The 12,876-nt window shown below is 73.4% G+C and carries 10 protein-coding genes; 7 read left to right on the top strand and 3 right to left on the bottom strand.

The window, feature by feature from the left end:
* Nucleotides 1–119 precede the first annotated feature (119 nt).
* From ACFVYI_RS00145 to manA, 7 genes are all read left to right on the top strand, one after another.
* Complete coding sequence (locus ACFVYI_RS00145; RefSeq protein ID WP_387879613.1) at nucleotides 120–1,406, top strand: ABC transporter substrate-binding protein; 1,287 nt, start codon at nucleotides 120–122, stop codon at nucleotides 1,404–1,406.
* A gap of 215 nt (nucleotides 1,407–1,621) precedes the next feature.
* On the top strand, nucleotides 1,622–2,494 hold the full coding sequence (locus ACFVYI_RS00140) for a carbohydrate ABC transporter permease (RefSeq protein WP_387879610.1): 873 nt from the start codon (nucleotides 1,622–1,624) through the stop codon (nucleotides 2,492–2,494).
* A gap of 4 nt (nucleotides 2,495–2,498) precedes the next feature.
* Nucleotides 2,499–3,401: a carbohydrate ABC transporter permease gene (locus ACFVYI_RS00135; RefSeq protein ID WP_387879607.1), complete on the top strand. Its 903-nt coding sequence runs from the start codon at nucleotides 2,499–2,501 to the stop codon at nucleotides 3,399–3,401.
* A gap of 104 nt (nucleotides 3,402–3,505) precedes the next feature.
* A complete protein-coding gene (locus tag ACFVYI_RS00130; RefSeq protein WP_387880020.1) occupies nucleotides 3,506–4,783 on the top strand; it encodes a glycosyl hydrolase in 1,278 nt (425 codons plus the stop codon).
* A gap of 78 nt (nucleotides 4,784–4,861) precedes the next feature.
* Nucleotides 4,862–7,912 (top strand): alpha-mannosidase, encoded by a 3,051-nt coding sequence (locus ACFVYI_RS00125; protein ID WP_387879604.1) that lies wholly within the window; start codon nucleotides 4,862–4,864, stop codon nucleotides 7,910–7,912.
* 118 nt (nucleotides 7,913–8,030) lie between these two features.
* Entirely contained in the window at nucleotides 8,031–8,999 is a 969-nt protein-coding gene (locus ACFVYI_RS00120) for an ROK family protein (protein WP_387879602.1), read from the top strand.
* A gap of 81 nt (nucleotides 9,000–9,080) precedes the next feature.
* Complete coding sequence (manA, locus tag ACFVYI_RS00115) at nucleotides 9,081–10,370, top strand: mannose-6-phosphate isomerase, class I (protein ID WP_387879599.1); 1,290 nt, start codon at nucleotides 9,081–9,083, stop codon at nucleotides 10,368–10,370.
* Between the two features lie 415 nt (nucleotides 10,371–10,785).
* Here the strand turns inward: manA and ACFVYI_RS00110 are convergent, their stop codons facing one another.
* The 3 genes from ACFVYI_RS00110 to ACFVYI_RS00100 form a co-directional block, all read right to left on the bottom strand.
* Entirely contained in the window at nucleotides 10,786–11,328 is a 543-nt protein-coding gene (locus ACFVYI_RS00110) for an acyl-CoA thioesterase (RefSeq protein WP_387879596.1), read from the bottom strand.
* The gene (locus tag ACFVYI_RS00105) at nucleotides 11,325–11,648 is read right to left on the bottom strand and encodes a hypothetical protein (RefSeq protein ID WP_387879593.1); all 324 of its coding nucleotides are present in this window, start codon (nucleotides 11,646–11,648) and stop codon (nucleotides 11,325–11,327) included. The genes ACFVYI_RS00110 and ACFVYI_RS00105 overlap by 4 nt, the downstream gene beginning before the upstream one ends.
* 230 nt (nucleotides 11,649–11,878) lie before the next feature.
* Entirely contained in the window at nucleotides 11,879–12,835 is a 957-nt protein-coding gene (locus ACFVYI_RS00100; protein WP_387879590.1) for a DUF6528 family protein, read from the bottom strand.
* Nucleotides 12,836–12,876 lie beyond the last annotated feature (41 nt).

Raw genomic sequence — 12,876 nt, 5'->3', positions numbered from 1 at the left:
CTCTCTTGACATCCAAGTTTAGGCGGGAGCATAGTCCCTGCAACAGCTAGACCGGTTTAGTAAGTCAGGTTCTGTACGTCAGCACAATCCCCCACCCACCCTCTGGACGGGAGACCCTCATGCGAAGAATCTGGGCGGCACTGACGATGGCGGCGGTCACCACCACCGCGCTCACCGGCTGCGGACTGAGCTCCGACCCCAAGAGTGACGACACCGCGGCGAGTGCGGCCGCCACCGGTGACGTCAAGGGCAAGGTCTCGCTCCAGACCTGGGCGCTCAAGCCGAAGTTCACCGACTACGTGCAGGGCGTGATCGACGGCTTCCAGAAGAAGTACCCCGGTGTCGAGGTCGACTGGCTCGACCAGCCCGGCGACGGCTACTCGGACAAGGTGCTCAGCCAGGCCGCGGCCGGCAGCCTCCCCGACGTGGTCAACCTCCCCCCGGACTTCGCCCTCCCGCTGGCCAGGCAGAGCCTGCTGCTGGACGTCGCCAAGGCCGACCCGAAGCTCGCCGAGGAGTACGTCGCCGGCGGCATCGACGCCTACCGCTTCACCGGCCAGGACGGCACCTACGGCTACCCGTGGTACCTCAACACCGATGTGAACTACTGGAATTCGGAGCTGCTGGCCAAGAACGGCCTGGACCCGAAGGCACTTCCCGCCAACCTGGACGAACTCATCGCCCAGGCCAGGGTGTTCAAGGAGAAGTCCGGCGGCTCGACCTACCTGATGAGCCGCAAGCCCGGCCTCGGCGACCTCGTCAACGCCGGCGTCAAGGTGATGGCCGACGACGGCAAGTCCTTCACCTTCAACACCCCCGAGGCCGCCGCCCTGCTCGACAAGTACCGCGCCGCGTTCAAGGAGGGCCTGCTGCCGAAGGACGTCCTGACCGACACCTACGCCGGCAACTCCAAGCTCTTCAACTCCGGCACGGCGGCCTGGACCACCGGTGGCGCCAACTTCATCACCGGCGTCGCCACCGACAACCCGACCCTCGCCCCGAAGATCGTCTCCTCCCCCGCGATGGGCACGCCGCCGCTCTACGTCCAGGGCCTGTCCATCCCGAAGACCAGCAAGAACCCGGCCGCCGCGGTGGCCCTGGCCCGCTGGGTCACCAGCCCGGAGAACCAGGCCGCGTTCGCCCACCTGACCAGCATCTTCCCGTCCACCAAGGCGTCCGCCGGCGACCCGTTCTTCAGCAAGGGCGACGGCACCAACGCCGGTGACGCCAAGGTGGTCGCGTTCACCTCGCTGGCCAAGGCGAAGATCCTCCAGCCGGTCCAGGTCGACGACGCGATGAGCACCGTGATCAAGCAGCAGATCGCCCTCGCGATCAGCGGCGACGTGAGCTCCAAGCAGGCTCTGGACACCGCCGTCGAACGCTGCAACCAGCTGCTCAAGGGCTGACCCCACCCCCGAGGGGCGATCCGGCCACCGGAAGCGGCTCGTACCGGCGGCGCGGCGGCACTCCCCCCACACACAGGAGCCGCCGCCCGCCGGAGCCGGGACACCCGGGCCGGCCCGCCCGGGGCCACCCAGCCGAGGCCGCACCCGGACACACCCACTCCCGCACGGCCCCGCCCCCGAAGACCCGCCCCGCCCCGCCCCAGGAAGGCATCGGCATGACCCACCGGCGTTGGTTCACCCCCTGGCTGCTGGCCGGGCCCGCGATCATCTGGCTGGTCGTCTTCAACCTCTGGCCGACGATCAACACGGTGATCCTCTCGTTCACCAACGCCAAGCCCCTGGGCGGCGGCCGGTTCACCGGCCTCGACAACTACGAACGCATCTTCAGCGACGACCAGTTGGCCGACGCCCTGCTCAACAGCATCGTCTACCTGCTGATCTGCCTCCCGCTGCTGACCTTCCTGCCGCTGCTGCTCGCCCTGCTGGTCCAGCGCAAGCTGCCCGGCATCACCTTCTTCCGCACCGCCTTCTACACCCCGGTGATCGCCTCCGCCGTCGTGGTGGCGCTGATCTGGGGCTGGGTGCTGGACGACCGCGGGCTGGTCAACGGCCTGCTCCAGCAGACCGGGCTGGCCGACTCCCCGGTCTCCTTCCTGACCGACCGCTGGCTGCTGCTCTTCAGCGCGATCGCCCTGACCACCTGGAAGGGCCTCGGCTACTACATGGTGATCTACCTGTCCGCCCTGGCCAACGTCGGCCGTGAGCTGCACGAGGCCGCCGCCGTCGACGGCGCGAGCGCCTTCCGCCGGTTCTGGCACGTCACCCTGCCCGGGGTGCGGCCCACCATGATGCTGATCTCGGTGCTGATCTCGGTCTCCGCGCTGCGCGTCTTCTCCGAGCTGTACGTGCTCTCCAACGGCACCGGCGGCCCCGGCGGCCGGGACATGTCGGTGGTGATGCTGATCCAGATGTACAGCCGCGGCTTCACCGGCCACCTGGGCTACGCCTCCGCGCTCAGCCTGCTGCTGTTCGTCATCACCCTCGGCCCGATGCTGCTCCTGATGCGCCTGAACCGGAAGGCGGACTGACCCCGTGACCGACACCGTCGCCCCCGCGAGGCCCACCACGCCCAGCACGCCGGCCCCGACCCGCCGCGCCCGGAGCTTCAACACCCCCTCCCCCGGTCAGACCGCGCTGCGCTACCTGCTCCTGCTGGTCGTCCTGCTGCTGGTGATCGGCCCGTTCCTCTGGCAGCTCTCCACCTCGCTCAAGGGACCGGGCGAGGACGTCTACACCCGCAGCCCGAGCTTCATCCCCGAGGACCCCACCTTCGCCAACTACGGCAAGGTCGCCGACACCATCCCGGTCTGGACGTACGCGGCGAACTCGCTGATCGTCGCCGCGATCGCGATCTTCGGCAACGTGGTCGGCACCACCCTGGCCGGCTACGCCCTGGCCAAACTGCGCTTCCGCGGCGCCCGGCTGGTCTTCGGCCTCTTCCTGGCCACGCTGGTCCTGCCCGGCGAGGTCACCATCGTCTCCCAGTACGTGACGATCCGCAGCCTCGGCCTGGCCGACTCCCTGACGGGGGTCGCGCTGCCCGGCGCGATCGCGATGCTCAACGTGCTGCTGATGCGGACGGCGTTCGCGGCCGTCCCGCCCGAGCTCGACCAGGCCGCCCTGGTGGACGGCGCCTCCGTCTGGCAGCGCCTGTGGCACGTCGGTCTGCCGAACGTGCGCGGCATGCTCAGCGTGATCGTCATCTTCACCTTCATCGGCGCCTGGGACGACTTCCTCTGGCCGCTGATCGTGCTCAACGACCCGCAGAAGTACACCCTCACCGTCGGACTCCAGTACCTCAACGGCACGTTCAGCGCCAACCCCCGGCTGATCGCGGCCGGCACGATGATCGCCTTCCTGCCGATCGTCGTGGTGTTCGGCGTCTGCCAGCGCTTCTTCTTCAAGGGCGTCGAGGAGGGAGCCGTCAAGGGGTAGCCGAACCACCCGCCCGACCCGTCGCCGGACCTCGCGACGGCCGCACCCACCGAGGAAGCCCACCGCGCATGACCGCCGCCCAGGACCTCACGATGGACCGAACGATGGACCGCACACCGGACCGCCGGCAGGCCCCCGCCGCCCCGCGCTTCGGCGTCAACTACACGCCCAGCGCCGGCTGGTTCCACCACTGGCTCGACTTCGACCTCGACGCCGTCCGCGCCGACCTCGACTCGATCGCCGCGCTCGGCCTGGACCACGTCCGGGTCTTCCCGCTCTGGCCCGTCTTCCAGCCGAACCGCACCCTGATCCGCCCGCGCGCCGTCGAGCAGCTGACGGAACTGGTGGACGCGGCCGGCGAGCGCGGGCTGGACGTCGCGGTGGACGGCCTCCAGGGCCACCTGTCGAGCTTCGACTTCCAGCCCTCGTGGACCCAGACCTGGCACCGCCGCAACCTCTTCACCGACCCGGACGTGATCGGCGGCCAGGCCGCCTACCTGCACGCCCTGGCCGCCGCCCTGAACGACCGGTCCAACTTCCTCGGGATGACGGTCGGCAACGAGGTCAACCAGTTCTCCGGCGATCCGCACCCCGACCCGGACCGGGCCACCCCCGGGCAGGTCGACGCCTGGCTGCGCCGGATGCTCGCCGCCTGCGAGGAGGGCGCGCCCGGCCGGCTCAACCTGCACGCCTCCTACGACGCCGCCTGGTACCTGGACGAACACCCGTTCACCCCCTGGCACTCGGCCCGGATCGGCGCCGCCACCGCCGTGCACTCCTGGGTGTTCAACGGCACCGCCCAGCGCTACGGCGCGCACTCCACCGCCACCGCGCAGCACGCCGCCTACCTGGTCGAACTCTCCAAGGCCTGGGCGGACGACCCGCACCGCCCGGTCTGGCTGCAGGAGGTCGGCGCACCGGCCCCGCACATCACCGCCGAGGACGCCGCCCGGTTCACCGGCGACACCGTGGCGGCCGTGCTGGACTGCCCCGACCTCTGGGGCGTCACCTGGTGGTGCTCGCACGACGTCGACCGCTCGCTGGCCGACTTCCCCGAGCTGGAGTACAGCCTCGGCCTGCTCACCACCGACCGCCGGGTCAAGCCGGCCGGCGCCCGGCTCGCCGCCGCCGTCGAGGAGCTGCGCGGCGGGTGGCGGCCGCCCCGGCCGCGCACCACCGCCGTGGTGGTGGCCACCGGCGACGACGTCACCTCGCCCAAGCGCTCGGTCTGCGGCCCCGGCGGCGCCGTCTTCGAGGCCTTCATGCACCTCGCCGAGGCCGGCGCCCGACCGACCGCGGTGCTCGCCGAGCGCGCCGAGGACCGGGCCCACCTGGCCGCCCGGGGCATCACCGAGGTCGTCCGCCCCGACGACGTACGCTGACGACCCCCTCCCGACCTTCCGAAAGCCGCACCCGACTCCCCGTCACCTCCCCTCAGTCACGCAACGGAGCCTGCTGACATGCACGATGACCGCAGCCTGGTCGAGTCCCGCCTCAACCGCGTCCTGGAGGAGCGCATCCGCCCGGCGCTCTACCCGGAGTCCGTCCCGCTGGAGGTCTCGATCTGGACCGCGCCCGGCGAGCCCGTCCCGGTCGCCGAGGGCCTCGCCGCGCCGCGCACCCCGATCGCCGTCGGCGACGCCTGGGGCGCGCCGTGGAGCACCAGCTGGATCACCGTCGCGGGCACGGTGCCCGAGGCCTGGGCCGGGCGGACCGTCGAGGCCCTGATCGACCTCGGCTTCGACGCCAACATGCCCGGCTTCCAGTGCGAGGGCCTGGTCTACCGCCCGGACGGCAGCCCGGTGAAGGGCCTCAACCCGCAGAACCAGTGGGTGCGGATCGCCGCCCCGGCGGCCGGCGGCGAGCAGGTGCTGCTGCAAGTCGAGGCCGCCGCCAACCCGGTCATCCTCGACTACCACCCCTTCCTGCCGACGGAGCTGGGCGACCGGGAGACCGCCGGCGACCGGCCGCAGTACAAGCTGGCCCGGATGGACCTCGCGGTCTTCGACGAGACGGTCTGGCAGCTCGTCATGGACCTGGAGGTGCTGGGCGAGCTGATGGCGGAGCTGCCGGTCGACGGCGCCCGCCGCTGGGACGTGCTGCGCGCCGTCGAGCGGGCACTGGACACCGTCGACCTGCAGGACGTCAACGGCACCGCCGCCGCGGCCCGGGAGCAGCTGGCCGGCGTGCTGGCCGCACCCGCCGTGCCGTCCGCGCACCGGATCAGCGCGGTCGGCCACGCGCACATCGACTCGGCCTGGCTCTGGCCGCTGCGCGAGACCGTCCGCAAAGTCGCCCGCACCACCGCCAACATGACGGCGCTGCTGGAGGACGAGCCGGACTTCGTCTACACCATGTCGCAGGCGCAGCAGTACGCCTGGATCAAGGAGCACCGGCCCGAGGTGTACGCGCGGGTCAAGAAGGCCGTCGCCGAGGGCCGGTTCGTGCCGGCCGGCGGCATGTGGGTGGAGTCCGACACCAACATGCCGGGCTCGGAGGCGATGGCCCGTCAGTTCGTGCACGGCAAGCGGTTCTTCCTGGAGGAGTTCGGGGTCGAGAACCAGGAGGCGTGGCTGCCGGACACCTTCGGCTTCACCGGCGGGCTGCCGCAGATCATCCGCAACGCGGGCTCCAAGTGGCTGCTGACCCAGAAGATCTCGTGGAGCCAGGTCAACAAGTTCCCGCACCACACCTTCCTCTGGGAGGGCATCGACGGGACGCGCATCTTCACCCACTTCCCGCCCGTGGACACCTACAACTGCTCCATGAAGGGCAAGGAGATCGCGCACGCCGCGCGGAACTTCAAGGACAAGGGCGTGGCCCGGCACTCGATCGCCCCGACCGGCTGGGGCGACGGCGGCGGCGGCACCACCCGCGAGATGATCGCCAAGGCGGCCCGGCTGCGGGACCTGGAGGGTTCGGCCACGGTCCGCTGGGAGCGGCCGGCCGAGTTCTTCGAGAAGGCGCAGGCCGAGTACCCGAACCCGCCGGTCTGGGTCGGCGAGCTGTACCTGGAGCTGCACCGGGCCACCCTGACCAGCCAGGCGAAGACCAAGCAGGGCAACCGCCGCAGCGAGAACCTGCTGCGCGAGGCCGAGCTGTGGTGCGCCACCGCCGCGCTGCGCACCGGCCTGGCGTACCCGTACGAGGAGCTGGACCGGATCTGGAAGACGGTGCTGCTGCACCAGTTCCACGACATCCTGCCCGGCTCGTCGATCGCCTGGGTCCACCGCGAGGCCGAGGCGACGTACGCGGCGCTCGGCGAGGAGCTGGAGGCGCTGATCGGCCGGGCGCAGCGGGCGCTGGCCGGGGACGCGGAGGGCGGGCGCGAGCTGGTGTTCAACGGCGCCCCGCACGCCCGCTCGGCGGTGCCCGCCGGTGGTGCGGCGCTCGCCTCGGCGGCGCGGGCGGACGGCTGCGCGGTCACCGCCCGCGACGGGGGCGGCTTCGTGCTCGACAACGGCCTGCTGTCCGTCACGGTGGACGGTGACGGCCTGGTGGTCTCGGTGGTGGACCTCGCCACCGGCCGCGAGACGGTGGCCCCCGGTGCCCGCGCCAACCTGCTCCAGCTGCACCCGGACTTCCCGAACATGTGGGACGCCTGGGACGTGGACCAGTTCTACCGCAACACCGTCACCGACCTGACCGAGGCGGACGCGGTGACGGTGGCGCTCGATGCGCCGGACGCGGTCGCCGTCCGGGTGGCGCGCTCCTTCGGCTCCTCCACGGTGGTCCAGACGCTGACCCTGCGCGCGGGCACCGGGCGGCTGGACATCGACACCGAGGTGGACTGGCACGAGACGGAGAAGTTCCTCAAGGCGGCCTTCCCGTTGGACGTGCACACCGAGCGGTACGCCGCCGAGACCCAGTTCGGCCACCTGTACCGGCCCACCCACACCAACACCAGCTGGGAGGCGGCCAAGTTCGAGGCCTGCAACCACCGCTTCGTCCACCTGGACGAGCCGGGCTGGGGCGTCGCGCTGGTCACCGCGTCCACCTACGGCCACGACGTCACCCGCACGGTGCGCGCGGAGGACGGCGGCACCACCACCACGGTGCGGTTCTCGCTGCTGCGCGCGCCGCGCTTCCCCGACCCGCGGACCGACCAGGGCCCGCACCGGTTCAGGCACGCGCTGGTACCGGGCGCCGGGATCGCCGACGCGGTGCGCGAGGGCTACCTGATCAGCCTGCCCGAGCGGCGGGTGACCGGCACCGCCGAGGCCGTCCGGCCGCTGGTCGAGCTGGCCGAGGACGCCCTCGTGGTCAGCGCCGTCAAGCTGGCCGACGACGGCAGCGGGGACGTCGTCGTCCGCGTCTACGAGGCCAACGGCGGTCGCGCCCGGGGCCGGCTCGCCACCTCGTTCCCGCTGGCCGGGGCGGTGCCCTGCGACCTGCTGGAGCGGCCGTGGGACGGCACCCGCGGGTCGGTGGTGGTGAGTGGTGACGGGGTCGAGCTGGCGCTGCGCCCGTTCGAACTGGTCACGCTGCGGCTGACGGCCGCGGCCGGCTGACCTGTCCGCGCCGTCCGCGCTGTCCGACCTGTCCGTGTCGGGCCGACCTCTTCTACCCTGTCCGTTGCCCCCGCCCGCCCGGGCGGGGGCCCCGTCCCCGGTTCTGGAGCCACCCGCGATGACCGCCGCCCCGCCCGCCCGCCCGCTGTTCGCCGCCCTCGACATCGGCGGGACGAAGATCGCCGGCGCGCTCGTCGACGAGCGCGGGGCACTCTCCCACCGGCTCCAACTGCCCACCCCTGCCAAGGAGTCAGGCACCTCCGTACTGGCCGTCGTGCACCGGGTGCTCGACCATCTGGCCGCCACGCCCGACTGGGCCGCGGTGACCGCCGTCGGCATCGGCAGCGCCGGACCGGTGGACCTGCAGCACGGCACCGTCAGCCCGGTCAACATCCCCGGCTGGCGGGCGTTCCCGCTGATGGCCGAAGTCGCCGCGCATCCCGCCGTGGCCGGGCTCGGCGCCCCGGTGGCACTGGCCGGGGACGGCGTCGCGATGGCCGCGGCCGAGCACTGGCGCGGCGCGGCACGCGACGCCGCCAACGCCCTCTGCCTGGTGGTCTCCACCGGCGTCGGCGCCGGGCTGGTCCTGGACGGCGCGGTACGGCCCGGCCCCAGCGGCAACGCCGGGCACCTCGGCCACATCAGCGTCGACCTGGACGGCGACCCGTGCCCGTGCGGCTCGCGCGGCTGCCTGGAGGGCATCGCGGCCGGCCCGGCGATCGCCCGGCGGGCGCTGGCCCAGGGCTGGCGGCCCTCGGGCCCGGACGAGGACCGCTCGGCCCGCGCCGTCGCGGCCGACGCGCTGGCCGGCGACCCGGTCGCGCTCGCCTCCTTCGACCGGGCGGCCCAGGCACTGGCCGCCGGGATCGCCGCCACCGCCGCCCTGGTCGACCTCGACCGGGTGGTGATCGGCGGCGGGGTCGCGGCCGCCGGCGCCCCGCTGTTCGACCCGCTCGCCCGCCACCTCGACCGGTACGCCGCGCTGCCCTACATCCGCGGCCTCGACGTCCGCCGGGCCGAACTCGGCACCGACGCGGGCCTGATCGGCGCGGCGGCGCTCTGTCGTCAGGCCCGGTCCGGGTCGTAGGGCCCCGGTCCGGCTGGCCAGGCCCGGGTCGTCAGGCACCCGACCCGGGCCTCCCTCGGCCCCCTCACGAGAGACCCCCGCATGCCCACACCCGCCCGTCCCCCCTTCGCCCCGCTCGCCAACCCCGTCCGCGCCTACGCCTGGGGTTCCGGCACCGCCATCCCCGCGCTCACCCGCACCCCGCCGACCGGTGAGCCGCAGGCCGAGCTCTGGATGGGCGCCCATCCGTCCGCGCCCTCGCTGCGGGACGACGGCGCGGGTGACGGCCCGCGCCCGCTGGACCGGCTGATCGCCGAGGACCCGGAGGGCGAACTCGGGCCGGACGGCGTGAAGCGGTTCGGCCCGCAACTGCCCTTCCTGTTCAAGGTGCTGGCCGCCGAGCGGGCACTCTCGCTCCAGGTGCACCCCTCCCGGGCCCAGGCCGAGGCCGGCTTCGCCGCCGAGGAGGCCCGCGGCATCCCCCGCGACGCCCCGCAACGGACCTTCCGGGACCGCGGCCACAAGCCCGAACTGATCTGCGCCCTGGGCGACTTCGAGGCGCTCTGCGGGTTCCGCCCGGCGTCCGCCACGGCCGACCTGCTGGACGCGCTGGCCGTCCCGCCGCTCACCCCCTGGGCCGCCGCGCTGCGCCACCGGCCCGCCGGGGAGGTGCTGCCGGCGATGCTGCGGCACGTCCTGGAGGACGTCCGACCCGGCCCGGCCGAGCTCGCCGCCGTCGCCGGGGCGCTGCGGCGGGTCGCCGCCGACGGCGGGCCGTACGCCGCCGCCTGCGCCGCCTACGCGCGGGCCGCCCGGGACTACCCCGGAGACCCGGGCCTGGTCGCCGCGCTGCTGCTGAACCACGTCCGGCTCCGGGCCGGCCAGGCGCTCGCCCTCGACGCCGGGGTGCCGCACGCCTATCTGCACGGCCTGGGTGTCGAGTTGATGGCCAACTCGGACAACGTGCTGCGCTGCGGCCTCACCGCCAAGCACATCGACGTGGACGGACTACTGGCGGTGACCTCCTTCCGGACCGGCGAGCCCCCCGTACTCACCGCCGCGCCGGCCGGCTCCTCAACGGAGCCCTCGCCGGACGCCGCACAGGGTGCCTCGCGGGCCGTCGACGCGGCCGGTGAGGGGATCGAGGAGGTGTTCCCCTCACCGGCCGAGGAGTTCCGGCTCTCCCGGCTGAGGCCCACCGCCACCCCCGCCCGGGCCGACCTGGCCTCGCCGCAGATCCTGCTCTGTACGGCCGGGCGGGCCCGGCTGCGGAGCACGGCCGGCCACACCCTCGATCTGCTGCCGGGCGGATCGGCGTACCTGCGTCCGTCCGGCGAGCCCGTCCTCCTGACCGGCGCCGGCGCGGAGCTGTTCCGCGCGACCACCGGCTGAGGCGGCCGGCGGCCGGCGCGCGAGCCGGGGGGCGGGCGGGGGCCCCTTCGGGCCGGCGGGGCTCCGCCGGGCCGGGGACCACCGGGTGGCCCGCACGCCTCCGGATGCCGCCGGCCGCCGCCTTCGAGGTGCGTCCGGGGTGCGAACGGGGTCGCGGTCGGCGAGCCCGTGCACCGGGCGGATGCGTTGCAGTCGGCGGCGCCATTGCCGCCGCTGCCATCCCTGCCATCCCTGTGTCGCCCCTGACGCCGCCACAGCGATCACGGCCGTCGCGGGCTCTACGGGCCTACGGGCCCTGCCGTCCAGCGGGCGGTGCGTCCCTTCCGTGCCCGCGGGCTTCGCGGTTCCTGCGCGTCCTGCGGGTCCTGCCTCGCCCTTGATGCCGGCAGCGCCATCGGTGCCGGCATCGCCGCCGTCAGCGCGCCGAGGCGCGACAGCGTCGTCGGGCGCGGTGCGCCGAGCCCGGCAGCGGGCCGCGCGACGCCTTCACCGGTACCCGCTGCGACGGCGCCGAGGCCAGCGGCTCGAACGGGGCCTCGCCCGGTACGAACGCCGAGAGGAAACGCCGCTCGGACTGGCTGAGTTTGCGGGAACGGCCCGATTCCCGGTCCCGCGCGACCACCACGGTGCGCGCCCGCATATACGTGAGCGGATCGCGGCAGACATTCACCACCACATGGGCGGAACTACGGCCCAGCTGCTCCACCGTCAGCCGTACCAGCAATGGCTCCGGCTGGTGGTGCAACTGCTCCAGGTAATCGATCTCGTGCCGTGCGATCAGGAATCCGGAGGGAAAGAGGGATTCCCGGACGGCGACCTTGTGGTGGCAGAAGAGGTCGTAAATCCCCTCCTGGACGTAGGAGACCAGCCGGGCGTTGTTGATGTGCCCGTTCTCGTCCACGTCACTCCACCGGGTGGGGCAGGTCAGGACGTGCGCGTTGGAGTGCGGCGCGCTCACGGCTTCTTCAGCCCGGCATCGCCCTGGCCGCCCGCCCCGACGGGCAGCAGCGCCCGCCGCAACCGGGCGTAGTAAACGGCGTGTTCGGACGCCATCCGGGCGGCCGTCCACCCCTCCTCGGCGGCCTCGGCGGCGGCCTGGACGACCAGGCTGTCCAGCACCCCGTCGACGGCGCGGCAGAGCTCGGCCACCGCCGCGAAGCGCTCGGGGACGTCGGCGCCCCCGGTCCCGCCCCGGGCGGGGAAGGCCGCGAGGGAGTCCACGGCGAGCCGCAGCTCGTCCACGGCGACCGGCCGGATTTCCGAAAGGCTATTACCCACGAGTTTCTCCCGAATTAGTCAGAGCATTTGTCGGATGCGTTCGAACGGACCGGAGCGGCACTCACGCAGTCACGCACCCCCCGGTGGACTGGACGCTATCCCAGGGCGGGCACCGCATCCGAGGTTTGCGCTGACCTACGGGAAACTGCCCACCATTGGAGTAGTTTGCCGGGGCATAAAATCTGCCGCATCAGCCGAATGCCACCCCGGGTGGTCACCCTGAGCGACGGTCAGCCGCCCCAACTGGCCCACCAGCGGGCCTTGTACACCTGCGTACCGCGCAACGTCCGGACGCCGTCCGGACGGTGGAGCCGCAGGACGGAGGTGCACCAGGAGCAGGCCCCGGCGTGGTCCGGGGCGGCGGTGAGCAGCCGCCCGGTACCGGGTTCGTCGCCGACGCTCTTGATGTCGCGCTCCGCGGCCTCGTCACCGAGCCGCACCCGGGTGAAGCGGCCGCCGGCCGGGTCGTACTGCCACAGGTGCGCGGCGGTGCTCACCCAGAACCGGCCCGGCGCGGCGAGCACCGGCGCGAGGTCGTGCCCGCCCCGCTCCGGCAGCGCGACGCTGCGGACGGCGGTGAGCACGGGCGCGGCCGGCGTGCCGCCCACCCGCAGCGCGGTGAGCGTGTCGGTGCCCACCGCCCAGAGCTGTCGGGTGCGCCCGTCCCAGTGCACCGCGTGCGCGCCCGGGAGCGGGTACGCCGCGTGGGCGGTACTGCGCGACCCCTGCGAAGCCGCGTAGAGCCGGACCCACCCGCCCTCGCTGGCCGCCACGGCGACGTTCCCGTCCGGCAGCAGCTCCAGGCTGTGCGGGTTGGCGGCGCCGGTGTCGGCGGCCCAGTACGTGCCACCGGTCGCGGTGTCGACGGCCGCCACCAACCCGCCGGAGGCGGCGGTCAGCAGGTAGCGGCGCCCGTTCCGGACCCGGCTCTTCGCCTCGTCCGGCATCGACCAGCTGTGCGCCGGAGCGAGGTCGGCGAGGTCCGGCGCGCGGTCCGCGCTCCACGACCACACCACCGGCAGCCGGTCCGGCCGCCGATAGGCCATCAGCTCCTCGGCGCTCTGCAGGAGAAGCACGCTGCGCGACTCCTGGTCCACCGCCACGACCGCCCACCCGGGCCGCACGGGCGCGGCCGAGGCCGTCGGCGCACCGAGCCCCAGTGCCACCGCCAGCCCGACAAGTCCCACTCGCCATCTGCGCACCCGCGCCGTCCCTCCGCCGTCTCCGA

This window comes from Kitasatospora sp. NPDC058218 (genome assembly GCF_042882445.1).
GTDB lineage: Bacteria > Actinomycetota > Actinomycetes > Streptomycetales > Streptomycetaceae > Kitasatospora.
Note: the sequence above shows the minus strand (reverse complement) of the source record. Positions and strands in the feature narration are given on the sequence as shown.

What these genes read in the sequence shown, in the direction of transcription:
- ACFVYI_RS00145 (WP_387879613.1), top strand. Translation starts at nt 120, where the DNA reads ATGCGAAGAATCTGGGCGGCACTGACGATGGCGGCGGTCACCACCACC.
- ACFVYI_RS00140 (WP_387879610.1), top strand. Translation starts at nt 1,622, where the DNA reads ATGACCCACCGGCGTTGGTTCACCCCCTGGCTGCTGGCCGGGCCCGCG.
- ACFVYI_RS00130 (WP_387880020.1), top strand. Translation starts at nt 3,506, where the DNA reads ATGGACCGCACACCGGACCGCCGGCAGGCCCCCGCCGCCCCGCGCTTC.
- ACFVYI_RS00125 (WP_387879604.1), top strand. Translation starts at nt 4,862, where the DNA reads ATGCACGATGACCGCAGCCTGGTCGAGTCCCGCCTCAACCGCGTCCTG.
- ACFVYI_RS00120 (WP_387879602.1), top strand. Translation starts at nt 8,031, where the DNA reads ATGACCGCCGCCCCGCCCGCCCGCCCGCTGTTCGCCGCCCTCGACATC.
- manA (WP_387879599.1), top strand. Translation starts at nt 9,081, where the DNA reads ATGCCCACACCCGCCCGTCCCCCCTTCGCCCCGCTCGCCAACCCCGTC.